The 24,514-nt window shown below is 67.5% G+C and carries 20 protein-coding genes and 1 pseudogene; 13 read left to right on the top strand and 8 right to left on the bottom strand.

Annotated features, from left to right (window positions below):
- Positions 1–4 precede the first annotated feature (4 nt).
- On the top strand, positions 5–937 hold the full coding sequence (locus tag JOF56_RS46600) for a dioxygenase family protein (RefSeq protein WP_209645923.1): 933 nt from the start codon (positions 5–7) through the stop codon (positions 935–937).
- A gap of 68 nt (positions 938–1,005) precedes the next feature.
- On the opposite strand, the gene JOF56_RS46595 is transcribed toward JOF56_RS46600, so the two are convergent.
- Complete coding sequence (locus tag JOF56_RS46595; RefSeq protein ID WP_281065624.1) at positions 1,006–2,223, bottom strand: IS110 family RNA-guided transposase; 1,218 nt, start codon at positions 2,221–2,223, stop codon at positions 1,006–1,008.
- Positions 2,224–2,483: 260 nt separating this feature from the next.
- Between JOF56_RS46595 and JOF56_RS46590 the strand changes: the two genes are divergently transcribed.
- A complete protein-coding gene (locus JOF56_RS46590; protein WP_209645922.1) occupies positions 2,484–3,167 on the top strand; it encodes an SDR family NAD(P)-dependent oxidoreductase in 684 nt (227 codons plus the stop codon).
- Between the two features lie 80 nt (positions 3,168–3,247).
- Here the strand turns inward: JOF56_RS46590 and JOF56_RS46585 are convergent.
- Positions 3,248–4,188 (bottom strand): annotated as a pseudogene (locus JOF56_RS46585) (ISL3 family transposase).
- Positions 4,119–4,598, bottom strand: a complete 480-nt coding sequence (locus JOF56_RS46580) for a hypothetical protein (protein WP_209645921.1) — start codon at positions 4,596–4,598, stop codon at positions 4,119–4,121. Before JOF56_RS46580 ends, JOF56_RS46585 begins: the two are co-directional and overlap by 70 nt.
- Before the next feature lie 142 nt (positions 4,599–4,740).
- Between JOF56_RS46580 and JOF56_RS46575 the strand changes: the two genes are divergently transcribed.
- The 4 genes from JOF56_RS46575 to JOF56_RS46560 are packed head-to-tail and all read left to right on the top strand — an operon-like array spanning position 4,741 to position 9,282.
- The gene (locus JOF56_RS46575) at positions 4,741–5,892 is read left to right on the top strand and encodes a DUF1707 domain-containing protein (RefSeq protein ID WP_209645920.1); all 1,152 of its coding nucleotides are present in this window, start codon (positions 4,741–4,743) and stop codon (positions 5,890–5,892) included.
- A gap of 16 nt (positions 5,893–5,908) precedes the next feature.
- Positions 5,909–6,559: a response regulator gene (locus JOF56_RS46570; RefSeq protein WP_209645919.1), complete on the top strand. Its 651-nt coding sequence runs from the start codon at positions 5,909–5,911 to the stop codon at positions 6,557–6,559.
- Entirely contained in the window at positions 6,546–7,667 is a 1,122-nt protein-coding gene (locus tag JOF56_RS60470) for a sensor histidine kinase (RefSeq protein ID WP_209645918.1), read from the top strand. The genes JOF56_RS46570 and JOF56_RS60470 overlap by 14 nt, the downstream gene beginning before the upstream one ends.
- Before the next feature lie 58 nt (positions 7,668–7,725).
- Positions 7,726–9,282 carry an alpha/beta hydrolase gene (locus JOF56_RS46560; protein ID WP_209645917.1) on the top strand — a complete coding sequence of 519 codons (1,557 nt, stop codon included), beginning with the start codon at positions 7,726–7,728 and terminating at the stop codon, positions 9,280–9,282.
- A gap of 107 nt (positions 9,283–9,389) precedes the next feature.
- Here the strand turns inward: JOF56_RS46560 and JOF56_RS46555 are convergent, their stop codons facing one another.
- The 5 genes from JOF56_RS46555 to JOF56_RS59795 form a co-directional block, all read right to left on the bottom strand.
- Positions 9,390–9,797 carry a cytochrome P450 family protein gene (locus tag JOF56_RS46555; RefSeq protein ID WP_372448320.1) on the bottom strand — a complete coding sequence of 136 codons (408 nt, stop codon included), beginning with the start codon at positions 9,795–9,797 and terminating at the stop codon, positions 9,390–9,392.
- A 302-nt stretch (positions 9,798–10,099) separates the two neighbouring features.
- On the bottom strand, positions 10,100–10,825 hold the full coding sequence (locus JOF56_RS46550) for a sulfotransferase-like domain-containing protein (RefSeq protein ID WP_209645916.1): 726 nt from the start codon (positions 10,823–10,825) through the stop codon (positions 10,100–10,102).
- On the bottom strand, positions 10,822–11,805 hold the full coding sequence (locus tag JOF56_RS46545; RefSeq protein WP_209645915.1) for an aldo/keto reductase: 984 nt from the start codon (positions 11,803–11,805) through the stop codon (positions 10,822–10,824). The genes JOF56_RS46550 and JOF56_RS46545 overlap by 4 nt, the downstream gene beginning before the upstream one ends.
- Positions 11,806–11,822: 17 nt before the next feature.
- Positions 11,823–12,980 (bottom strand): argininosuccinate synthase domain-containing protein, encoded by a 1,158-nt coding sequence (locus tag JOF56_RS46540; RefSeq protein ID WP_209645914.1) that lies wholly within the window; start codon positions 12,978–12,980, stop codon positions 11,823–11,825.
- 367 nt (positions 12,981–13,347) lie between these two features.
- Positions 13,348–13,470: a hypothetical protein gene (locus JOF56_RS59795; protein ID WP_281065594.1), complete on the bottom strand. Its 123-nt coding sequence runs from the start codon at positions 13,468–13,470 to the stop codon at positions 13,348–13,350.
- A 204-nt stretch (positions 13,471–13,674) separates the two neighbouring features.
- On the opposite strand from JOF56_RS59795, the gene JOF56_RS46535 reads away from it, so the two are divergent.
- The 7 genes from JOF56_RS46535 to JOF56_RS46505 are packed head-to-tail and all read left to right on the top strand — an operon-like array spanning position 13,675 to position 24,438.
- A complete protein-coding gene (locus JOF56_RS46535; RefSeq protein WP_281065593.1) occupies positions 13,675–16,758 on the top strand; it encodes a non-ribosomal peptide synthetase in 3,084 nt (1,027 codons plus the stop codon).
- A 5-nt stretch (positions 16,759–16,763) separates the two neighbouring features.
- The gene (locus JOF56_RS46530; RefSeq protein ID WP_209645912.1) at positions 16,764–16,940 is read left to right on the top strand and encodes an MbtH family protein; all 177 of its coding nucleotides are present in this window, start codon (positions 16,764–16,766) and stop codon (positions 16,938–16,940) included.
- Positions 16,937–20,251 carry a non-ribosomal peptide synthetase gene (locus tag JOF56_RS46525; protein ID WP_209645911.1) on the top strand — a complete coding sequence of 1,105 codons (3,315 nt, stop codon included), beginning with the start codon at positions 16,937–16,939 and terminating at the stop codon, positions 20,249–20,251. Before JOF56_RS46530 ends, JOF56_RS46525 begins: the two co-directional genes overlap by 4 nt.
- The gene (locus JOF56_RS46520) at positions 20,251–21,057 is read left to right on the top strand and encodes a thioesterase domain-containing protein (protein ID WP_209645910.1); all 807 of its coding nucleotides are present in this window, start codon (positions 20,251–20,253) and stop codon (positions 21,055–21,057) included. The genes JOF56_RS46525 and JOF56_RS46520 overlap by 1 nt, the downstream gene beginning before the upstream one ends.
- A complete protein-coding gene (locus JOF56_RS46515) occupies positions 21,057–22,190 on the top strand; it encodes an acyl-CoA dehydrogenase family protein (RefSeq protein ID WP_209645909.1) in 1,134 nt (377 codons plus the stop codon). Before JOF56_RS46520 ends, JOF56_RS46515 begins: the two co-directional genes overlap by 1 nt.
- Positions 22,187–23,137, top strand: a complete 951-nt coding sequence (locus JOF56_RS46510) for an acyl-CoA dehydrogenase family protein (RefSeq protein ID WP_209645908.1) — start codon at positions 22,187–22,189, stop codon at positions 23,135–23,137. Before JOF56_RS46515 ends, JOF56_RS46510 begins: the two co-directional genes overlap by 4 nt.
- Before the next feature lie 38 nt (positions 23,138–23,175).
- The gene (locus JOF56_RS46505) at positions 23,176–24,438 is read left to right on the top strand and encodes an aspartate kinase (protein WP_209645907.1); all 1,263 of its coding nucleotides are present in this window, start codon (positions 23,176–23,178) and stop codon (positions 24,436–24,438) included.
- Positions 24,439–24,514 lie beyond the last annotated feature (76 nt).

The raw sequence follows: 24,514 nt of genomic DNA, 5'->3' as shown, positions 1-24,514 counted from the left end.
CGGCATGACCTCAACGACCCCTGCCCCATGGGAGACCGTAGACCCAGCCCTGATCAACCCCCGCGCGGTGCGTCTGGTCGAGGCATTCAAAGACGCCCTCGCACGCATGCGCGACGAACACGGCCTCACCTTCGACGACCTGAACACGGTCACCACACTCCTCACTCAACTGCACGACGCCACCGGCGTGCCACTGTCCTTGTGCGCGATGCCCTTGTTCAGCGAGGTCTTCCAGGGCGGCGGTGACGGCTACACGATCTCCGAGGACGTCGACAGCCCGACCTGCATCCCCGGTTCTCCCATGATCGACAACCCAGGCACGCTGCCGATGCGCCCCGACGAGCCGGGCGTGCCGCTGGTCGCCTCCGGCCGCGTCCTGGACGGTTACGGCAACCCGCTGGCCGGCGCGGAAATGGTGATCTACCACGCCTCCAACGACGGCATCTACTCCGGCATCTGGGACGACGGCCAACCCAAGTACAACCTGCGCGGCCGCCAGATCACCGACACCGAAGGCCGCTACGCCTTCACCACCATCACCCCGGTGCCCTACTCCAACACACCGAGCCAGGCCGTCGACGCCGTGGCGGCGGCTGCCGCGGCGCTGGGCCGCAGCCTCTACCGGCCGGCCCACATCCACTATGAGATCCACCACCCCCGCCTGCTCAAGCCCTATCGAGGCGAGGTCTACTTCGCCGGCGACCCCGTCATCCCCGTCGACTTCGTCGGCCCCAAGATCGCCGCACCATCCCTGCAGGCCGACACGACCCTGCACGACGACCCGCAGGACATCGCCGCCCACGGCTTCGACCGCCCCTTCAACACCGCAGTCTTCGACTTCGTCCTCAAGACCCCTACCAGCCCCGACACCGCCGTCCGCCCCTTGCAAACGGCATGGCCAGAGCCGAAGCCGAAGCCTCAAGTGTGGCCTTCCTGAACACCACGTTCACCCCTCCGTTTTCCCCAATGAAAGTTGTCTCGAAAGACATCCCAGGAGCGTAGATGTCAAGCGGCAAGCGACTCGATGTGATGAGACCAGGCGGTTGTTTCGTCGTAGAGGGTGCCGGTTTTGAGGCAGCCGTGGAGGATGCCGACGAGTCGGTTGGCGAGTTGGCGCAGGGCGGCGTTGTGCTCGCAGCCACGGGCTCGTTGCCGGTCGTAGTAGGCGCGGGCGCCGGGAGAGTGTCTCAGTGCGCTGAAGGCTTGGGTCATGAGAGCGTCGATGAGCCGGTCGTTGTGGATGAAGCGGGCCAGGGCGACCTTCTTTTTGCCGGACGCGCGGGTGATCGGGGAGGTGCCGGCGTAGTTCTTGCGGGCTTTGGCGGTGGTGTAGCGGTGCGGGTCGTCGCCGAACTCTGCGAGCACCCGGGCGCCGAGCACCTGTCCCAGGCCGGGCTGGGAGGTGATGATCTCAACGGCCGGGTGCTGGCCAAAATAGGCCTCGACCTGCCCTTGCATGGCGTTGATCTGGGTGTTGAGTACGGTCAGGACCGCGATCAGTGCCTGGACGGAGGCGGCGTAGGCGGCGGTGACGACCTCGGGCTGGCCGAGGTGCTCAGCGCGCAGCGCGGCCTGGATCGCGGCTGCTTTGTCGGCGATGTTCTTGCGGCGGGCGCGTGTGAGCGCGGCGCTGATCTGCGCGGTGGTCAGCCGGGCGGCCTGCGCCGGGGTCGGGGCCTTGGCCAGCAACTGCAGGGTGTCGGCGGCGTCCAAGTCGGTGAACGCGACCAGCGCGGCCGGGAAATAGTCGCGCAACGCGTGACGCAGACGCTGGGTGTGCCGGGTCCGTTCCCAGATCAGGGTTTTGTGGGTGCGGGTCACGACTTTGACGGCCTCGCCCTGCGCGGTGTCCCCGGCGATCGGCCGCAGCTCGTGGGCGTGGGTGCGGACCATGTCGGCCAGCACGTGTGCGTCCCCCGGGTCGCTTTTGGCTCCGGAGACCCCGAGCCGGTCACGAAACCTGGCCGCCTGCAGCGGGTTGACCGCCAGCACGGTGTATCCGGCGGCCACCAGCGCCCGCACCCAGGGGCCGCGGTCGGTCTCGATGCCCACCAGCACCTCGACCTCGTCGGCCTCGTCTCCGGCCAGCCCGCCCAGGATGGTGTGCAGCCGGGCCATTCCCGCCACGCCCTCGGGCAGCCGGGCTTTGGCCAGCCGGCGGCCGGAACTGTCCATCACCTCCACATCGTGATGATCCTCAGCCCAGTCATCACCTACGAACAACCTCAACAAGCTCTCCCGTCTCCACACTGTCGATCACCCGGTGCAGCCTGCGAGAGAACCATCAGCGACCTAATCAAGCAGTGCTCACGCCAACCAGCAGCAGGCACGACATCCCATCAGCGATCAACTCTCTCGGCCATCCGGCAGGGGCACGATCTTTCGTCAGGACTCATACGTCCAGGAGCACAAAGTGCTCACCTGCCGGCGGCTACCACCAGGAGTCTGCCGGATGGCAACTCCCAGAACTGATTAGGATCGCTATGCCCAGCATCGCCATTGTCGGAGCCGGCCCCGGTATGGGCCTGGCCATCGCCCGAACCTTCGGCGCCAACGGCTTCGACATCGCCCTCATCTCCCGCAACCGCACCAAACTCGACGAACTGGTCGGCCGACTGAAGGACGAGGGCATCACCGCCGCCGCGTTCCCCGCGGACGTACTCGACCGCGACGCGCTCACCCAGGCGCTCAAAGACGCCGCTACGCACTTCGGCGGCATCGACGTCTTGGAGTACTCCCCGGTGGGAACGTTCGGCTCAACCGTACTGACCGTCCCCACCGAGACCGACCCGTCCCACGTGCAGCACGAGATGGAGTTCCAGCTCTACGGAGCCATCACTGCCACCAAGGCGGTGCTGCCCGCCATGCGCGAGGCCGGCGCGGGCACCCTGCTCTACACCACCGGCGCCGGCTCGATCGACCCCGTCCCTCAGGTCGGCAACGTCAATGCCGCCGCCGCGGCGCTGCGCAACTGGGTGATCAATCTGCACAAGGAGCTGGACGGCACCGGCATCCAGGCCGCGCACGTCGCCATCGACGTGATGATCGGCGACTCGGACACAGTCGTGCCCGGAATCAAGTCGGTGCCAGCCGAGCAGATCTCCCCCGTCTACTGGGACCTGCACACCACCGACCGCGACAAGGCCGAGCGCGTCTTCAGTGGCTGACGACGGCACCCGCACAGACTCTGCGGGACTGTACAAACTTTCGGCTCTGGCCCGTAGTCGGTGGTGACCCTGGGTACCTGTCAGGGCAGAAGGATGCGGTGGCGGAGAAGGGTGAATCCGGCGCGTCCGTGCATCTGTCTCATGATCCTCTTGGTGCGGGTGTTGACGCCTTCGGTGCGGCCGTTGTGGTAGGGCAAAGTGAGACCGGCGTCCACAGCGGACCGGTCGATCTCGAGACCGTTGGTGAAACTGCGCAGATGCGGCAGATTAACGGCGCGAGCCGCCGCGATCCACTCGGTGAGTTTCACGTCGTTGCCCGCGGCCGGTGTCAGCATTGCCATCGATCGCTGACCTGCACCGCGTCGGGCAGGGCACGGCGGACGGCTTCGGCGTAGGTGGCCGAACCGTCCCGGCACACGACCTTGACACCGGGATGCTCGCGTAGCCAGGATTCCTGGGTGGCCGCGTCGCGGCCGGGCAGCACCGCGACACGTCGACCGGTCTCGGCGTCGATGACGATCGTGGCGTAGCGCTGGCGGCGACGCAGGGCAAAATCGTCCACGCCGATCACCCGCGGGACCGACTGCTCAGGCAGCGGCAGTTGTAATAGACGGCGTAACGCGGTGCTGCGGGACACCGGCATGGCCAAGAGGTTGGTCAGGCGTGCGGCCGCCCGGCCGCACAACTCTTGCGCCACATGGGATATCTGGCGGACAAGCCGCACCGTGCGGCGCTGGTGGCGTTCCAGGAGGCCGGGAATCTGTTCTCGGAAGGTTTGCCGCCGGCAGCCCTGCATCGGACAAACCAGTCGCCGTACGCGCAGGTGCACGACGACGTGGCGGCCGTCGACCGGCACGTCGGTCACCGTTCGGCGATGGTACCCATGCACCTTCGCCGTGGCGGTCCCGCAGACCGGACACGGCACAGCCACATCCCGAGTACGGGCCGTGATCACCACCCTGCCGCCGCTGTCCCCCACGTCCTGAACGACCAGCGCCGACAGGCCTTGGTGAACCACCACTGCACCGCCCCGGTCGGGCTTTGGCGCTCGTAGGCGGTCCAGACTCGCTGAAACTCCTGTGCCACCCCGATCGCCGCAACACCAGACCGACCAGTCGCGGCCTGGCGGTCCAGGTATGGACGCATCAACCCCAGCTTGCCGCCCACATCGTTCTTGCCGAACTTCACCCACGGGATGTCGTTGGCATCCGCGAAATCCGACACCGCCCGACGGAACCGGTCACCCAACTGCTTGAACAACGCCGGCGACGGGAACGGATATCCCAAGTAACCGGACAGGAACGCCACCACCTGCGCGCTGGTCTGCAGCTTCGGCACATAAGCGTTGAGATAGATCCGGTCCAGACACTGGATATCCAACGCCACATGCCCGTCGAGCACATCGTTGACCGTCACCACATGCCCGCCCATGACCCGCCTCCATCACCACGGCTACGCAGGCGAGCATGCTCCAATCCGCAACGGGCACGCCAGACCAGCCACCCCGCTCGGCGGTCAGAGGCGACGCCTCACTACTACTCCAGCTGGGCTTCGTGATCTTGGCTGGTGAGGGGTGGACGTCGCCAGGGAGGAGGGCCGGCTCGACGAGGCCGAGTACAGCGGTCGGGTCGACTCCCTGGTGACCGCGACGACCCGCGGTGACCTGGTCCGGATGACGGCGGATCTCCCGGAACGCAAGGGAGTTCGGGAGTGGGCCGACGGCCTGCGGGTGCGTGGCGTGGACCGCGAGGACGCCCGCCGCTGGCTCGATGAGACGGCGGCGCGGGGACGTTTGTCCGACCAGGAGTATCAGCAGCGGCTGGTCGCGCTGTCCACTGTGGCGACCTACGACGCGGTGGCCGACGGGGCGGTGAAGCCGGTTGAGGCACACGGCCTGGAGGCCGCCATCCGGCGGGCTCACCGGCGCCGGGACATCGACCTCCTGCTGGCGTCGCTGGCGGAACGGACCAGCGACCGGGAACGCCAGCACACCGTCGACGCCCTGACGGCCGCGCACCAGGCAGGCCAGCTGGACGCCACCGAGTACACCGTACGGGCCGGCCGGGCACAGAAGGCTGCCACCGACTCCGACCTGGCGCCACTGATGGCGGACCTCCGCTGGCGCCTGTCCGAGTCCAACCGGCAGGCGGTCGCCGACCAGCTGAAGCGCGCATTCGACGAGGGCCGGCTGAACCTGGCCGAGTTCGACGAGCGGGTCGCCGCCGCACACGCGGCCACGACCGAGGCAGACGTCGCGCCCCTGGTGGCCGACCTGGCCGCGCCGCCACGGCCGAAGCGCCGAGGATGGAGCGACGACTGGTTCGACCTCGTGGTGGCCAACTCGGCACTCATCACGGCGCCGCGCCACCAGATCCTCAAGGTGGTAGGAAAGACGTACCTGGTGGCGGTCGCGCTGGTCTACGCGTACTTCCTGGTGCGGCACACGATCGTCGCGGTGACGGTGTTGTGGCTGGCGGCCATCGCGATGCTGGCGGCCGGACGCGCGTTGAGGTTGTTCGCGGGCCCGGTGGCCAAGCGCGAGAAAGCCGCCCTCGACGGGCTACGAGTGGACCTCCTCCGCCGACTGCGTAGGAAACACGGTGAAATCAAGACGATCACAGTCGAGTACCCGGCCGTCAAGACCTACCACGAGAACGGGCAGTGGAAGGCGGCGTTACGTCCGGGCGGGGCGCAGCTGGATAGTGCACAGTCGCGGATGGTGTGATGGCATCATCGGCGCGGTGAGTATCCGTGTTCTGGTCGCGGACGATCAGCAGGTGGTCCGCCGAAGCTTTCGGCGCGTCCTGACCAGTCAGGCCGATCTGTCGGTGGTGGGTGAGGCCGGGGACGGAAGGACCGCCGTCGACCTGTCGAGGGAGCTTCGGCCGGATGTGGCGCTGGTCGATGTGCGGATGCCCGGTGTGGACGGGATCGAGGTGACTCGTCTGCTCGCCGGACCTGATGCCCTGGTCCCGGTGCGGGTGGTCGTGGTCACCACGTTCGATTTGGACGAGTACGTCTACCCCGCGCTGCGGTACGGCGCGTCCGGGTTCCTGCTCAAGCGGGCGGGCCCGGGGTTGCTGATCGAGGCCGTCCGGGCGGCGGTGGCTGGTGACACGTTGATCAGCCCGTCGGTGACGGTGCGCCTGCTGCGGCATGTGATCTCGCCCGGTCCGGCGCCACACGTGCCGGCGGAGAGGTTGACCGAACGGGAGGCCGAGATCGCCGGCCAGGTGGCGACCGGCAGGACCAACGGGGAGATCGCCGCCCAGCTGTTCATCTCACCGGGCACGGTGAAGACCCACGTCGCGAGCATTCAGCGCAAGCTCGGCGTTCGCAACCGGGTCGGCATCGCGGTCTGGGCGTGGGAGGCGGGCCGTGCGGGCCAGTAACCTGGCTCGGTCCTGCGCCGCCGTCGGGATCGTGTTGCTGAGCGTGGTGTCGTTCGTCAGTCCCGGGACCGGGGTGGGCGTCGTGCTGCTGGCGTGCTCGGCGGTGGCCGTGGCGGCGGTGTGTTGCCTGCGGTGGCCGCTGGGGCCGGTGTCGTTTCCGGTGGCCGCCGGTGCGGCCGGCTCGATCTCGCTGGCCGTCGATGTCGCCTACGGAGGGCCGAAGGCGCTGGTCGCGGCGTGGCTTCTGGTCGAGTTCCCGGCCCTTCTCGTGGTTGCCTGGCTGGTGGTGCGCCGGTTGCCGGCTCGGTCGGCCGCGTGGCTGACGGCCGTGCTCGGCCTCGCCGTCGTGGCCCTGCCCGTGCGGTTCGCGCTGAGCCGGGACCACCTCGCGTGGGCTCCGACGACGTTCCTGGCCTCGACGGCGTTCTTCTTGCTCGTGTGTGTGTTGGCGGTCGCCTACTACCTCCGGGTCCAGGAAGGCCGCAGGCGCGCGGCCGTCCTTCGGGCTCGCCGGGCCCAGCGCCTCGGCATCGCCCGCGATCTGCACGACTTCGTGGCTCACGAGGTGACCGGCATCGTGCTGGAGGCGCAGGCCGCGCGTGTCGACATGCATGGGGCTGAGGCATTTCTGGAGCGGATAGAGGAGTCCGGCCAGCGCGCACTGTCCTCTATGGACGACATGGTGCACGCGCTGCGGGACGAGGACGGCGCGCTGGCCGGCAGGCACGGTCTGGTGGACCTGCCCGCGCTGGTGGAACGGTTCGCCGCCACCGGCGAAGCCGAGCTGGACATCGCGCCCGGCGTCGGGGTCGTACCACCTGACACGCAGTCCTTGGTCTACCTCGTCGTGCTCGAAGCGCTCACGAACGTTCGACGTCACGCCGGGGCGGGCGCCACGGTCCGCGTCCGCGTCTGGGTCGACGACGGGGCCGTCCGGGTGTCCGTCGTCGACGAAGGCGGTGGGCGCCTCCTGCACACCGGTCGGCGCGGCGGCACCGGCCTGGCCGGTCTGGCCGAGAGGGTGGACGCGGCCGGTGGCCGGTTCACCGCGGCTCCGTTCGGCAAGGGCTGGCAGGTCGCCGCGGCTTTCCCACTCCGGGATTCGTGAGGCGATATCTGCCGATCGGGAGATGTGCCCGCACAGGGCTGTCCTCGAGGCTGGCGCCATGTCACAGGGATCAGATAGTCCACAACGGCGCGCCACCCGCGGGTGGGTCGCGATCGCTCTCGCGGTCGGGCTTCTCGCAGCGGCGGTCATCGCCGGTGCGCGGACGGCTCTCGGAGACGGCACACCGGACCGGGCGGCCATCGCCTGGCACGGTTGCCAGGCCGGGCCGGAGGACGAGGTCGGAAAGGCACTGGACGAGGCCGGGGCGCAGTGCGGCGAGATGACGGTCCCGCTGGACTACGCGCGCCCGGATGCGCGCACTATCACCGTCGCGGTGTCCCGGATCAAAGCTGCGGATCCGGCGAACCGGCGCGGCGTCCTGCTGATCAACCCCGGCGGCCCCGGGGTCCCTGGCCTGGAACAGGTGCTGATCAACCAGCTCGTGCCCCAGGTCGCGGCCCGGTACGACCTGGTCGGAATGGACCCGCGGTTCATCGGACGCAGCACTCCGCTGCACTGCCGGTGGACCACGAACACCTTCCTCCGGTCGGCCGGTCCCGATCGGCGCACCTTCACCGAGAGTTCGGCGTTCGCCGAGGACCTGGCCGCGGGCTGCGCCCGGCAGAACAGGGACCTGCTGCCATACGCCTCGACCCGCAACACCGCCCGCGACATCGACGTGTTGCGCGCCGCGCTGGGCGAGCAGAAGATCTCCTACCTTGGCGCGTCCTACGGCACCTATCTCGGCGCGGTCTACCTGCAGATGTTCGGCGACCGCGCCGACCGGGTCGTGCTCGACGGCGCGGTCGACCCGACGGTCTACGGCCCCAACCTGCTGGCGCGGTCCGCCCCCGCGATGGCCGCGGCGCTCGAGCACTGGGCTGGGTGGGCGGCCGGTCACGCCGACCGGTTCCACCTGGGCGCCACCACGAGCTCGGTTCTCTCCACTGTGGACCGAATCGCTCGGGCCGCCACGCACCGTCCACTTCGGCTCGGTGAGTTCCAGGTCGACGCGCATGTGTTGCCGTACCTGCTGATCGCGCCCCTCGCCGACGACAGCGAGGAGACCTATGCGGCGCTCGCCGGAGACGTGCGCGTACTCGCCGCCGCCGCCGGTGGGGAAGCGGTGGTTCCCACGCCGTCCCTGACGCAGTTCCTCACCGAGCTGTTCACGGGTTCCGGCGCCGCCACCGACCGCGCCGGAACCCCGATCCTCTGCGCCGACCGGGCGACCTCCCGTGACCCGGGCAGCTATCTGCGGGACATCGAGGAGCATCGCGCCGACGAGCCGCTGTTCGGGCCGCTGACCCGCAACATCACGCCGTGCGCTTTCTGGCCGACCGAGCCGGTGGAACCGCCGACCCTGGTGCGCAACGCCGTCCCGGCGCTGATAGTGGGCTCCTCCGGCGACGCGTTCGCTCCTCTGCCGGGCCAGCAGGCCATGCACCAGGCGCTGACCGGATCGCGGCTGGTGACCCTTCGAGGATCGTTCCGGCACACCGTGTTCCCCCTCGCCGGCAGCCCCTGCATCGACACGGCGGTCAACCACTATCTGCTGGACGGCGTCCTGCCGGAGACCGACACCACCTGTGACCAAGCACGCCCGGGTCGTTGATCCGACAGGACCCATGCGACCCAGACCGTGACATCGGCCTGAACTCTCCGCCGGGGTCGGGGTGCGGCGGATGCGGAGCTGGCACGCCAGCCCAGGCCCGCGACCACTCACCACCGAGCGATCACGCCATACCGTCTAGATCGGGTGAACTTCACTGGCAGTGTCGACAGTCCGCGAAACAGTGGCGACGGCCGCCACGTCAACGTGTCGGCCGGTACCGCCAGGAGTACGTCGGGGAGCCGGTCGAGCAGGACCTCGATCGCGGCCTCGGCGATGACCTTGGCGATCTCCTGGGCCGCGTACGGGCACCCGTGTTCGCCGTTGCTGAAGGACATGTACGCCTGGTTGCCGGTCAACATCTGCGGGTCCGGCCGCACGAGTGGGTCGTGGTTGGCCGCGGCAAGACCGAGGATGAGCAAGTCGTCCTGGCGGATCTTGCCCGTTTCGCGTTGCGATGGTTGGAGGCTTACGGCGGCCAGCTGCTCCACTGGGCAGCCACCGCCCAAGACCTGCACCAGCCGAGAACACTGCTAGAGCTTGCCATCGCAGCACATGCGGTCTTCCTACTGTTTAGTGGCAATTCCGCGGCTGCCGAGTTCCACAATGTCTGATCTTGCCGTCCGGGTCGATCCGCGCCTGGCCGGCGTGAGCGAATGTCCGGTGCCTGGGCATGTGCCGTCATCGTGACATTGATCGGGGTAGCACACAGGCGGTCATTGGCTTCTGCCTGAGCGCGCGCCCGGAGTCTCCGAATCGCCCGGCTCGCGGGCGCGCAGTTGACGCCCGCGAGCCTCTGTGCGGGATGTGGCCGGACGGCTTACGCGGTGATGCGGTGGCGCGCGAGGGCGTCGTAGAACGGTTGGTGGTGATCGGCGATGCGGCGCAAATGCTCGTTGGTGTCGGGAGTCTCGCGCTGCTTCGGCTTCTTGGCCTCCAGCCCGCGGCTCTCGGCCACCTCCGAATGCCAACGGGTGGTGCGCTGCCACTTGTTCTGTTCGCCGGGATTCCAGTGCATCGCTTCGGGTTTGAACTCGAGACCGACTCGCTTGCAGTAGGCCCGGACTGTCGCTTCCGGCTTGGCCACCAGGTCGTCGCCGTCGATCACCAGTGGGACTTCGCCGGTCGCCGACCGCACCGCGTCGAAGATCGCGTGCAGGTACTCGAATCCGTATTCGTCCAATGTGGCCTTGGGATTCATCGCGTAGTGGGAGGAGATCGCGCCCCGCGGCTCACGGATCATGAACGTGTTGACCACGTCGCTGAACAGACGGCCGTCTTCGAGCAACTGGGGGTATTTGTAGTCGGAGGTGTCCTTGGCGAACACCCGGCGCTCGTTGGCGTTGACCTCGAACATCGCGTCGAGGAGTTCGATCGTCGACGCGACGCGCATGCCTGCGAACTCGTAGTGGCCGTCCACCTGCAGGTACGAGAATGGCTCGTGGGCGACTTCGAGGTCGCCGCGTTCGAGCATGATGCGCAGGAACGCCGTGGACCGGGATCGAGGCACGGCCCACAGCACAATGGGCTTCGGCGCGGCACTCATTGCGACCACCAAGTGGGTTCACGGTCCCAGCGGTGTTCACGCAACTGCGCCATCAGGTCCTCGCTCAGTGGTTCGGCGTCACTCGTGGCGATGTTGCTCCGGACGTGCTTGAGGTTGCGCATACCGGGGATCACCGTTGTGACGTCAGGGTTCTGGAGGATGAAGCGCAGTGCGAGTTCGGGCATGGTCATGCCGTCCGGCACGATCTTCGCCAGCCGCTCCGCCCGCTCCACGCTCGGGATGAGGTTCTCCGGGACGAAGTACGTGTTGCGCCAGTCGCCTTCGGCCCAGCGGCTGTCGCGGGTCAGGGTGCCGGTGAGGGTGCCCTCGTCGAAAGGCACTCGGGCGATCACCGCGATGTCCAGTTCACGGCACGCCGGGAACAGCTCGTCCTCGGGGGACTGGTCGAAGATGTTGTAGATCACCTGCACCGCGTCGATCAGCCCGGTGTTCAGGGTTTCCAGTACATTCCAGGGTTCCCAGCGGTTGACGCTGATGCCGACGCCCTTGATCAGACCGCGTTCCTTCATCTCGCCGATGGCGTCCTGCCAGGCCGTGTCGTGTGCCCAGGCGTCCTCCCAGACATGGAACTGGAACAGGTCCACCGACGGCACGTCGAGGCCTTTGAGGCTCAGCTGCAAGTACTCCCACAGATGATCCGGCGGGTACACATCGGACAGTTTCGAGTCCCGAGTGGACGGGAAGGTGCGGTCCTTTGGCGGTGGTTTGGTGGCGGCGTACAGCCGGCGATCCGGATGCCGCTTGAGCAACTGCCCGAGCATCTCCTCGCTGTGTCCGCGGCCGTAGATCCAAGCGGTGTCGAAGTAGTTGCACCCGAGCCGGACGGCCTCGTCGAGTGCGGTGTTGCCGGTCTCGTCGTCCGCGCCAGTCCATCCGCCTTCGCCGCCGGCTATACCCCACATGCCGTAGCCGACGTCGCTGACCATCCAGCCCAGCCGGCCGAATCGGCGTTCACGCATCGTTCCTCCTCCCTCGCCTAAACGGCGGTCACCTTGCTCCAGCGGTTGCCGCCCGAGCCGAACCGGGTCTGCTGCACCACGCCGCTGGCCACCTGCATCCGTTCGACCTGAGCGATTCCCCTGTGGACGGACAGGGTCACGCGGCCGTTGATGTCGCCGACGAGCCGGTCGATGGCGACTCGCGCCGCGTGCGCGGCCGGATCGAGCCAGCGCGCCTCATACATCGCAGCACCCAACACTGCGGCCAGCCGGTCGTACAGCTCGCTGCAGGTCGCGTCGAGGCTGGCTTGCAGGATGCGGCTCCAGGCGCGGTCGAGCAGCTCAAGGCCGGGCGCCTCGTAGATGCCGCGGCAGACCGTGCCGATGATGCGCCGCTCGACCACGTCACGCAGCCAAATGCCGTGCCGCGCACCGGTTTCGTTCGCCACGGCCATCCATTCGACCGGGTCGGGGCCGCTGCCGTCGATGTCGGCGACCCGGCCGTCCCGGAAGGTGACCTCGACGGTCTGCAGATCGGCCGGAGTCTGCCTTGGCCACTTGCTCCACCGCGGATCGAGCCGGGTGACCGGCGTCTCCAGGTCTTCCAGTTCGGCCGATTCATGGGAACTGCCGGCGAGATTGGCGTCGGTGGACCGCTCCGCGCTGCTGCCCCGATCGAGATGCAGACCGTACTCGGCGACGGCCTGGAGCATCCGCTCGCGATCGGGGAATCGTTCCAGCGCCTGCGGATTGGTCCACGGCTCGATGACCGACAGCTCCGGCGCGACCTGGGCGCCGTAGCGCGCGAAGCGGCGCTGATCGTTGCCGCCGCCGACACAGCCGTGGGCGAACGCGTGGCATCCGTCCGCCATCATCAGCGGCGCGAGCTGGCTGACGAGCACGAACCGCGCGGCGCCGGTCGTGTTCCAGTAACCGCCGTCGTGGCGGGCGCGATACCGCAACAAATCGGACGCTGTCGCAGCCATCGCTGATCGCAAATCAACGATCACGACTTCGTCGCCGAAGGTTCGCAGCGAAGCGGCGACCGCGTCCATCGTCGGGCGATCAGATTGGCCGATGTCGGCAATATAGTGCTTCGCCGGAGTGGACAGTTCATGCAGCCAGACTCCGACGGCGAGGGCGGAAAGCCCGCCCGATTGAAATACCCCGATAACCTCGTTTTTGTTGGCTTGCACCACGAGCTCCCCACTTATGCTGGTGGACGGGCGCGATTCGGCTCCATACGTCGACCTTCTCCGACTCTAACCGTCCGGTGGTGAGTCGGCATGACAAGCCGGTTGTGCGACGCCACCACAACTGTCGTGTCGGGGTGACCGTCGTGATATGTATCGACGTTATGTGACACGTATTTATCGGGGCTGAGCTGGGGCTGTGTGAATATGCTCGCAAGATCACGGTCCACAATGGTCTTAAAGAGAACTTTACTCTATCCGGGTGATGTGTGTATGGTGGCCGAGTGCTCGGGTAACCGCTAAGCATGGGATTACAGGTTCACGCGTGTGATGTGGTCGTGGGTCCGGATGGCCCGAGGGTTGAGCCGTCCTATCCTGCTGCGCCAACGGAATCGTCGTCGGCACGGCATCGGAGGGCGTCGGTGCCGGGGTGGTACCGGCTGTGGATCATCGCCGTCGCGGTCTCGCCGGGCACGGCGGCGACGATGATCACGCGTGTCCGCTCGTGCGCTTTTACCCGCGCCTGACAATTCGCGCGATGTGCAACTGGCCATCCACATCCGTCAAATACAGTAGACGCTTGGGCACTCTCGTCATGCGGACCGAGGGTGGGTCATGGCAATCTGAAACTCATCGACCTGTTGGTCGCAGATTTGCCTGACGCGATGATTTTTCCAGTCGAGACTATGGGGGCACGATGCCGCGCCATCAGCAGACGAACGAGAGTGAACACGCATTAACTGGCATTCACTCGTCCCTGGGGCCGCACCACGCGTTCCCCCGGCATAGCACTGTCCTGGATCTGTTTTGTGAACAAAGAAGGATCGCGCCGGAGCGGCCGGCCATCCGCTATCGCGACACCACGATGAGCTACGCCGACCTCGACGCCGCAGCCAATGCGACCGCTAATCTGTTGATTGAAAACGGTGTGTCGAAACGGCAATTGATACCCGTGCTCGTCGCCGACGGGCCCGAATTCCCGACAGCACTGTTCGGGGTGATGAAGACCGGCTCGGCGTTCGTGCCGCTGGATCCGGCCTGGCCGATCGACCGGCTCAACGCGATCATGGCCGAGCTGACGCCGCCGGCCATCGTGGCCTCGCCCGCGACCGTGGAGACGGTCACCGAGCTGCGGTGGGCGCTGCCCACGGTGGTCGTCGACTGCGCGCAGGCGCGGCACGATCCGACTGCCCCGATCCCGCCACCGGCCGGCCGGGAACCCGGACCCGAGGACTTGATCTACGGATTCTACACGTCCGGCTCGACAGGAACGCCCAAGTGCGCGCTCAACCACCACCGCGGCCTGGTGAACAGGCTGACCACGATGTCGCGCCGGTTCGGCGACGGGGCCGATCACGTGACGCTGCAGAACAGCCGGTCCACATTCGACTCCTCGATGTGGCAGGTGTTGTGGCCGCTGGTCTCCGGTGGCCAGGTGGTGTTGCCGCACCGGGACGGGATTCTCGACCTTGAACAGACCGCGCTGACCATCGGCCGCTACGGCGTCACGGTCACCGACTTCGTGCCGTCCGTGCTCGCGGTGTTCGTCGCATTGCTGGAGTTGCGTGAGGACCTGCGTGAGGCGACATCGTGCCTGCGGCGCGTGCTGATCGGTGGGGAACCGGCCACTCCTGGTGTCGTGCACCGGCTACGCGCACTGCTGCCGGGCATCAAGGTCACCAACACGTTCGGCCCGACTGAGTGTTCGATCGGCTCGGTGTTCCACGAGATCACCGACGCCGACGTGGACCGGATCCCGATCGGGCGTCCCATCGACAACACCGCCGCGATCGTGCTCGACGAGGACCTCAAGCCCGTCGGCGTGAACACGCCCGGCGAGGTGTACCTCGGCGGTGAGTGCGTCGGCGCGGGCTACCTCAACGATCCAGAGCGCACCGCCGGGGTGCTCGTGGACAACCCGTTCCCGGAGATCCCCGGCGACAAGTTATACCGGACAGGGGATCTGGCGCGGGTCGGCGAGGACGGGCTGCTGTACTTCGCCGGCCGGATGGACGAGCAGGTCAAGCTCGGCGGAGTCCGCGTCGAACTCGGCGACGTCGGGTCGACACTGACCGACCATCCGCTGGTCGGCAGCGCGATCGCGGTCGTACTCGGGGAAGCCCCGGAGTCCACTTTGGTCGGATGCGTCACCCCGCGCTCGGCCGACAATCCGCCGAGCCCGGAGCAACTTCGCGAGTACGCGGCGGAGAAACTGCCTGCCGAGCAGGTCCCGCAGCAGATCGTGGTGCTCGACGCCCTGCCGCTGAACCACAACGGCAAAGTGGACCGCAAGGCGTTGTCCGCGATCGTCACGGCCGAGACGGCACGGCAGACGGGCCCCGCCGATCACATCGAACCGCCGGCCAACCCGATGGAGGAGCTGATCTGTTCAGCCTGGTGCGAAGTGCTGGGGCTGGGCCAGGTTTGTGTGGTCACGCCGTTCGTCGACTACGGCGGCAACTCGCTGATCGCCAACCGGCTCACCGTCGCGGTCAGCGCGCGGCTGGACACGACAGTGCGGCCAAGGGATCTGCTTGTCGAGCCGACCGTGCGCGCCCAAGCGGAACGGCTGGCCAAGGGAGTCGACGACGACAGCGCCGAACTGGCCTACCTCAAGCACGACATCGAGTGGCGTCCGCCGCAGACGCTGCTGGTCACGGGCGCGACCGGGTTCGTCGGCGCGCACATCTTCGCCGAGTTGCTGGTCAACTCCAACTCGACGCTGATCTGCCTTGTGCGGTGTGCCGACCCGACTGACGGCGTCCGGCGGTTGACCGAGGCTCTCGATCAGTACCGGCTGACGTCCGCGTGCCAGCTGTTGCCCGCGATGCTCAAGACCGGACGGGTCGAGGTGGTCCCCGGTGACCTGGGCAGTGAGCTGCTCGGCTTGTCGCAGTGGCAGTTCGACGCGATCGCGTCGAGCGTGTCCGGCGTCGTCAACGCCGCGGGTGCGGTGAACTTCCTGTCCGGCTATCTGGACCACCGCCCGACCAATGTGCGTGGGGTGCAAGAGCTCATCAAACTCGCCGCGGGCGGTGCCCGCGTGCACACCCTGTCCACGTTGAGCATCTTCCCGCCCAGCGAACCGAACGGCAGGCGCATCACCGAGGATCAGATGCCGGCGCTGGATCACGTCGCCCTGGATGGCTACAACAGGTCGAAGTACGTCGCGGAATGCTTGCTCGCCAACGCACGCAAGCGTGGCATCGGCTCGGTGGCGTACCGGCTCGGCGAGGTCTGGCCGCACCAGTCGATGGGAATGGCCAACCCAGGTTCGCTCGCGCACAACCTGTTGTACGCGTGCGCTCGCACGGGATGCGTGTTCCAGACCGACGCCAAGACGGACGTGACACCGGTGGATGTGGTCAGCCAGTTCGTGGCTGGTGCCGCGACCGGCGACATCGAGGTACCCGACGGCGCGGTGCACGTGCTGTGGCCGCGAACGCTGCGCTTCGCCGAGGCGTTCGAGGCGCTCGCCGATCGATGCAGGCTGGACCACGTGGCCTACGGGCAGTTCCGCGAGCGCGTCGAGGCCGCTTCCGAGCACGACCAGAGGCTCGCCGGGCTGCAACTGCTGTTGCCGCCACCGAACGGCAACGGTGACGCCGCGCCGGCGGAGTTCGACCGGATGTTCACCGACAGCTGCAGGCAGTTCGACACCGAGCGGTTCAGCAACCACGCGGTCTCGCTGGCGCGGCCCGCGGCGGACGCGCTCGCGACGTTCGACAGCTATCTCACCGGACTGGCCGACGTTCCCGCTTTGGTACCACAGGAGAGGTAAACGCGATGGAAAACCAGTTCGTCGTGGTGGTCAACCACGAGGAGCAGTACTCGATCTGGCCGGACGGCCGGGAGATTCCGAACGGCTGGCGTGCGGCCGGCGTTTCCGGCAGCAAGAGCGATTGCCTGGCACACATCGCGGGGGTGTGGACCGATCTGCGCCCGCTGAGCGTGCGCCGGTGAAGGAGGAGATCAAGACCATGAACACCACACCCAACGAGGGCAATGCCGCCGATATCCGGCGCGCACTGCTGGAGAGGAAAGTCCGCCAGCGGGTGGCGGAAAGGGCCGAGCGGGAGCGGATCGTCCAGGTTCCGCGCACGGGCAAGATGGCCATCGCCGACCAGCAGCGGTTCCTGTGGTTCCTGCACCAGATGGTCGGCGGCGCCCCGGTCTACAACGTGCCGTTCGCGATGCGCCTGCGCGGCCCGCTCGACGTCGGCCGCCTGTCCGAGGCGTTCCGCGGGATCGTCACGCGGCACGAGAGCCTGCGCACCCGGTTCGGCGATGAGCACGGCGTGCCGTTCCAGGCCGTCGATCCGCCGCCCGAGACGTGGGACCTGCCGGTGACCGACGGCACCGAGGAGTCCATTCAGGACTGGATCGACCAGCATGTCCGGGCGGAGTTCGATCTGCGCAACGGACCGCCGTACCGGTTCGGGTTACTGCGGCTCGGTCCGGAGGACCATGTGCTGTCCATCGTGTGGCATCACATCGTCATCGACGGCTGGTCGTCACGCCAGTTCGCCGACGAGCTGGCGACCCGCTACAGCGATCCGGGCGCGGAGTTCGAACCGATCACCCTGCACCCCGCAGACTACGCGGCGTGGCAACGGCTTTGGCTGCTCAGTGAGGAACCGGAGAAGCAGGTCGAGTACTGGCGCTCCACACTGGACGGGATGGAACCGCTGGAGATCCGCGGCGACTGGCCGCGTCCCTCCGCGCCCACCGGCGCCGGGCACATCCACCAGGACCGTCTGCCGGACGATCTCGCCCGGGACATCCGCGACATGGCCAAGGCCGAGGGGGTTTCCCTGCTCGCCTTGACGATGGCCGGGTACCAGGTCGTGGTGAACCGCTACACCGGTCAGACCGACATCGCGCTCGGCTCCGTCCTTTCCGGACGGACGCGCTCGGAGACCGAGCCGATGATGGGGTTCTTCGCCAACACGGTCGTGGTTCGCGGCAACCTGGACGGCAATCCGGTGTTCCGCGACCTGGTGCAGGCCACCAACAACAACATCATCGAGGCGATGGCGCACCAGGACGTGCCGTTCGGCCGGCTGGTCGAGGCGCTCAGCCCTGAGCGGGTGCCCGGGCGCAACCCGGTGGTCGCGCACCTGTTCACGCTGCTGCCGGAGCAGATGATCGCACGCTGGCGGCTGTCCGGCGTCGATGTCGAGATGCTGACACCGCAGCCTGAGACGACTCGGTTCGACATCACCTTCCAGATCAACGACCTGCCCGACGGCGGCTTGGGGGTGTGGATCGAGTACACCTCCGAGCTGTTCGACCACAGCACGATCCAACGACTGGTCGAGCACTTCAAGACGGTCATGGCCGACGCGCTGTCCAGGCCGGACGCCCGGGTGGACGCGCTGGACATCATGCCCGACAGCGAATACGTGCGCGTGCTCACCGAGTGGAATCCCGAGCCCGGTGCAGTCGATGGGCGTCTGCTGCATGAACTGTTCGCGGCCCGCGTGGCCGAGGCGCCCGACGCGGTCGCTATGAGGTTCGAGGGGGAGGACCTGACCTACGCGCAGTTGGACGAGCGGTCGAGCAGGCTGGCACACGCCCTTGTCGACGACTTCAAGGTCGTGCCAGGGCGCGTGGTCGGCGTGTTGCTGGAGCGCGGATTCGACCTGCCTGCCGCCGAACTCGGCGTGCTCAAGGCGGGCGGGGCGTGGCTGCCGCTCGACCCGCAGTATCCACCGGACCGGCTGGCCTATCAGCTGAGCGACGCCGACGTGGCGGCGGTGGTGACGACGTCGGATCTGGCTGATCGGGTGCCCGCCGAGCTGCCGCGGATCCTGATGGACACTGATGCGCTTGACGGACGTGAGGTTTCGACGCCTTCGGTGTCCGTGGGCCAGGAGGACGCGGCCTACGTCATCTACACGTCGGGCTCGACCGGAACGCCCAAGGGAGTCATCGTCCCGCATCGGGCGGTGGTCAACTTCTGCACCACCTTCCAGCAGATGTTCTCGGTGACGCCGGACGACCGGATCCTGCAGTTCTCCAACCCCGCGTTCGATGTCAGCGTCTCGGACGTGTTCTCGACCTTGACCGCGGGCGGGACCATTGTCGGCGCGCCGCGTCCGGAGCTGCTCGATCCGGAGAAGCTGCAGGCGTTGCTGGCCAAGGAGCGGGTGACGATGGTCGACATCCCGCCTGCCGTGCTCGGCCTGCTCCATCCATCCACATTGGACGATCTGCGGGTGTGCTTCATCGGTATGGAGCCGTTCGGCCCGGATCTGGTCAACAAGTGGTCCAAGCCAGGACGCGAGTTCCACAACGGTTACGGGCCCACCGAGGTCACTGTGACGTGCGTGGACTACCTGTGCCCGGCGGAGCCGCTGGACGGGCCGCCGCCGATCGGCCGGGCGATGGCCAATCAGCGTGCCTACGTGCTGGACAGTGCGTTGCGGCCGGTGCCGGTCGGCGTGCCCGGCGAGCTGTACATGGCGGGCGCTGGTCTTGCCATCGGCTATCTCGGCAGGCCGGACCAGACCGCCGAGAAGTTCCTGCCCGACCCGTTCGCGAGCGACCCAGGCGAGCGCATGTACGCCACCGGCGACCTGGTGCGCTGGAACGCCGACTGCAACCTGGAGTTCCTCGGCCGGGTCGACCGCCAGGTGAAGCTGCGCGGCCTGCGCGTGGAGCTCGGCGAGATCGAGCATGCCATCGAAAGCTTCCCGGGAGTGCGGCAGAGCGTCGTGACCGTGCGAGACCAGGGCACGACATCGGCGTGGCTGGCTGCCTACGTAGTGGGTGAATTCGACCAAGATGAGCTGCGTGAGCACCTGACCGAGCGGCTGCCGCTGCACATGGTGCCCACCGACTACGTGGCGCTGGAGAAGCTCCCGCTGACCTCGACCGGGAAGATCGACCACACGAAGCTGCCCGATCCACGCCCGGGCGGCGACGTGCAACAGGTCGAGCTGACCACCGAGACGCAGCGCCGGGTGGCCGAGATCTGGCAGGGCTTGCTCAGCCTCGATCCGGGCACGATCGGCGCGCAGGACAACTTCTTCCTGCTGGGCGGCAACTCGCTGCAGGTGACCCAGTTGGTTTCCCGGGTGCGTGACGCCTTCCAGGTGACGCTCGACCCGCGGCGGTTGTTCAGCTACCCGATGCTCAGCCAGTACGCGGGCCAGATCGACGAGGCGCAGCGGGCACTGCTGGGCGATGACGAGGTGTCGAAGCTGCAAGCCGAGATCGCCGAGTTGTCCGAAGAGGAACTCGATCGGATGTTGAACGAGTCTCGCTGATGTCCGGTTCACATCCCTCCACTGTGGAAGAGAAACGACGTGCGCTGCTGCAGCTCCGGTTGCGGCGCAAGCGGGAGGAGATCGTCGCGCAGCGGGAGGAACGGTCGCGCGAGGAACAAGCGACCGTTTCACCGCTCGTGCCGCTGAGGCCGGAGGGCGCGCGGCCGCCGCTGTTCCTGGTGCACGCTGTGGGTGGATCGGTGGCACCCTACGTCGGGTTGGCCGGACTGCTGGGTGACGACCAACCCGTCTACGCGTTGGAGGATCCAGGCCTGAATGGCGGCGCGGTGCAGGCACGCGGACTGCCCGCCATCGCGACCGCCTACCTGGCCGCGGTCCGCGACGTCCAGCCCGACGGGCCGCTGCACCTGGGAGGCTGGTCGGGCGGCGGCGCGATCGCGCTGGAAATGGCGCGTCAGGACGGCGATGTCGCGGTGGTGCTCGTGATCGATACCGCCTTCCCGGCCGAACCGGTCCACCCCGACGACGATGAGCTGCGGACGTGGTTCGCCGCCGACATGGCTGGCATGGGTGCCGAACTGGGCGAAGCCGAGTGGGCCAAGCGATTCCCGGTGTTCGCCGCGAATGTCCGCACGTTCCTCGGGCACCGGCCGTCTCCTGTGGACGCGCGAGTGGTGCTGTTGTCCACGGAGGACTCGGAGGCCGAATACCTTGACCGATGGCGCGCCCATGCCGACGCCATCCATGTGGTGCCGGGCAACCACTACACGATGTTCCAACCACCACACATCGAGTCGTTGGCGGAAGTGCTGCGCGACAGGCTAAGCGAGGTGAATGTGCGATGATGCCGGTTCCGACACCCGAGCAGGAACGCTTCCGGGCGGACGTGTGCAGGCTGCTGTGTGAAGATGAAGTGCGCGAGGAAGTGGCGCAGTCCCGCCGGGTGCCGTACGGCGAGGAGACCGGTGTGTGCGAAGTGCACCGGCGGCTGGGCAAGCTCGGCTGGCTGGCGATCAACTGGCCGGAGCGTTACGGCGGCTCGGGCGCCACGATCGTGGAGAAGGCCATCCTCACCGAGGAGATGATCCGCCACGGCGTGCCCGACAACGTGCACCAGCTGGGTATCGACATCGTCGGGTCGGCCATCAACCTGTTCGGCACGCCGGAGCAGAAGGAGCGGTTCCTGCCGGGTCTCGCGCGCGGCGAGACTACGGCCAACGTGCTGTTCAGCGAACCAGGTGTCGGATCCGACCTGGCGTCGCTGACCACGCGCGCGGAGCCGGACGGCGACGGCTGGCGGTTGTACGGCAAGAAGATCTACAACATGAAGGCGCAGCACAGTGATTTCGGGCTGTGCGCGGCCCGCACGTCGGCCGGTCCGGTGAACTACTTCGGGATCACGCTGTTCCTGGTGCCGCTGCAGAGCATGGGTGTGATCATCGAGCCACTGTGGAACATGTCGGAGGAGCGGTTCGACTGCGTGACACTCGACGGGATCAGGGTCGGGCGCGAGGACGTGCTCGGTGATGTCGACGACGGGTGGCAGGTGGCCAACAACGTGCTTCCGTTGGAGCGCACCGGATTGGACCACTTCGCCAAGGCCGAGCGCATCCTCGCCGCGCTGCAGCAGCACGCACCGCCGGGCTGCGAGCAGCGGCTGGTGCAGCTGGAGGCCCGGGTGCGCGCGGCGCGTCTGCTGGCGTGGCGGTGCATCGTGAACCTGCACGAGGGCAAGCCTGACGAGGTGCAGTCGGCGACCGCCAAGTGGTACACCTCGGAGACGGCCAAGGAAGTGTCGCTGGCGGCGGTTGAACTGCTTGGGCCGCAGGCGCTTGTGGACGCACGCGACCCGTCGGCGATCGCTGACGGCGTGTTCGACAGCGCGGTGCGGGAGGCGCCGGGGCTCACCCTAGCCCAGGGTTCTTCGGAGATCATGCTGTTCTTTGTCGCCACATCGAAATTGGGGTTGCCGTCATGACCAGAACGCAGACCGCGTCGATCGCGGAGTTCTTCGACGAGGAACTGGCGCCGCTGGTGCGGCGGATGGCCGATCGGCCGCGCGCGGAAAGCGGACCCGGCGACGAGGACCGTCGCGAAATCCGCGAGATGGTGTGGCAGGGGCTGATGGGGCTCGGTGCGCTGGACACCTCGGACACCGTTCGGCTGGCCGAGGTGCTCGGCTCGGTGCTGTACCAGGGGCCGCTGCTGGACACGATCACCGCGCGAGAACTGTTCCCCGACAACGACCTCGGCCAAGCACCGGTGGCGCTGGCCGTCTCGACCGACACATGGTCCACTGGGGACGATGTGATCACCGCGCGGCGGACGTTCGTCGGGTTCGCCGCGGAGGTGGAGTACTTCGTCGTGGGCGGCGTCGACGCAGCCGGAATGCGTCTCGCGCTGGTGCGTGCCGGTGATCCGTCGATCACGATGCGGCGATACGAGGAAACGGGCCGAGGCGAGGAATACGAGGTCGAGTTCGCGGGCACACCTGTGGCCGCCTGGGCTGATTCCTTCACCGGGTGGGAGACAGCATTGGCCAACGCGCGGATACGCCAAGCGGCGTATCTGGTGGGCCTGACGCAGGCCGCGCTCGATCACGCCGTCGACTACGCCAAGACACGCCGTCAGTTCGGCCAGCCCGTCGGCAAGTTCCAGGGCGTGGCGTTCCGGCTCAGCGAGTTGTCGATGCACATCGATGCCACACGCATGCTGGTGCACGACCACGACGCGACCACGCATGCGGCGGCCAACCTCGCGGCGGCGGCGGATCTGGCGCGTACCGCCACGACGCAGACCATGCAGGTCAACGGCGCGGTGGGCATGCAGTCCGACAACGACGCCCAGTTGTACTACCGAAGGGCGGCAATCGAATCGGTGCGCCTCGGCACACCGGCCCAACTGCGCCGGGAGAGTTGGGCGTGACCGGATGGTTCGCACAGAACTACTCGGGGGATCAACCGATGAACCTGGTGGTACAGAAGTACGGCGGAACCTCGTTGGCTGACGCGAGCAAGATCAGCCGCGCGGCCCGGCGGATAGCCGCCGAGCGCAGGTCCGTGGTGGCCGTGGTGTCCGCGATGGGCGGCACCACCGACTCCATTCTCGGCCTGGCCCGCGACCTCACCGACTCGCCGGACGCGCGGGAACTGGACCTGCTGCTCAGTACCGGTGAACAGGCCTCGGCGGCCGCGCTTGCCTTGGCTCTGAACGAACTGGGCGTGCCCGCCCGTTCGTTCAACGGCCGCGACGGCGGCATCACCACCGACGGAATGCACGGTTGCGCTCGTATCGTCAACGTCGACCCGGTGGCAATCCGCGAATGCGTCAAAGCGGGCGTCGTGCCTGTGGTGACCGGATTCCAGGGCACCGCCGCGGACAACGGCGAGCTCACCACCTTGTGCCGAGGCGGCTCCGACACCACCGCTGTCGCACTGGCCGCGGCACTACAAGCCGAAGTGTGCGAGATATACACGGATGTCGAAGGCGTGTTCACCGCCGATCCACGGCATGTCCGCGAAGCCCGGAAAATGGACTACCTGTCCTATGGGGACATGGCGGAGCTGGCGGTCAGCGGCGCCGAGGTGCTCGCCCATCCCAGCGTGGAATACGCCAGCGCCCACCGCGTACCCGTCCACGTCCGATCCAGCGCGTCCGAGACGTGTGGCACCTGGGTGACCAGCGCCCACTTCGACGCGCCGTTCGAGAGCGAGCGGTTCACCGCTGTCGGCGTGGCCCACCAGACCGGCCAACTACGCTGCCGGCTCGACGGAGTCGACCCCGACGCGCTGGCCACGATCGCCGCAGCACTGGCGAATCCCACGCTCTCGGTGGACGTGCTCAACTACCCGACCGGTGACCTGCCGTCCAGGCCTGTTCCGCTGCGGTTCATCGCCCACGCGGATCAGCGAGACCAGGTCGACGAGGCGCTCGCTGAACTGCACGCGGCCCGCGCGTTCACCGGACGCCACTGGTCCGGGCCGATGGGGACGGTGTCGTTGGTGGGCCGGGGATTTCGGGCCCACCACCCCCGAGTGCGCCCCTTGGTCCTGGACACCCTCAAGACCAACCGCGTCGCTGTGCGAGACATGACGGTCCATGCCCGGCGGATCTCGGTGACCTGTGCCGAGGACGACGTACTCAACGCCGTCACGCACCTGCACCGCACGTTCCTGACACGCAGGGCACCGCGTCACCGCACGGCGATCACCCCGGCATCGGAGTAAGTCGAGAACAACGGATATATGTTCGAAACTGGATTGATGGCCTTAAGTTCCTGAGCGATGCTAAGCGTAACGTCGT

This window comes from Kibdelosporangium banguiense, from assembly GCF_017876405.1.
In the GTDB taxonomy this organism is placed as follows: Bacteria; Actinomycetota; Actinomycetes; order Mycobacteriales; family Pseudonocardiaceae; genus Kibdelosporangium; species Kibdelosporangium banguiense.
This window is presented reverse-complemented; position numbering and strand designations above follow the sequence as displayed.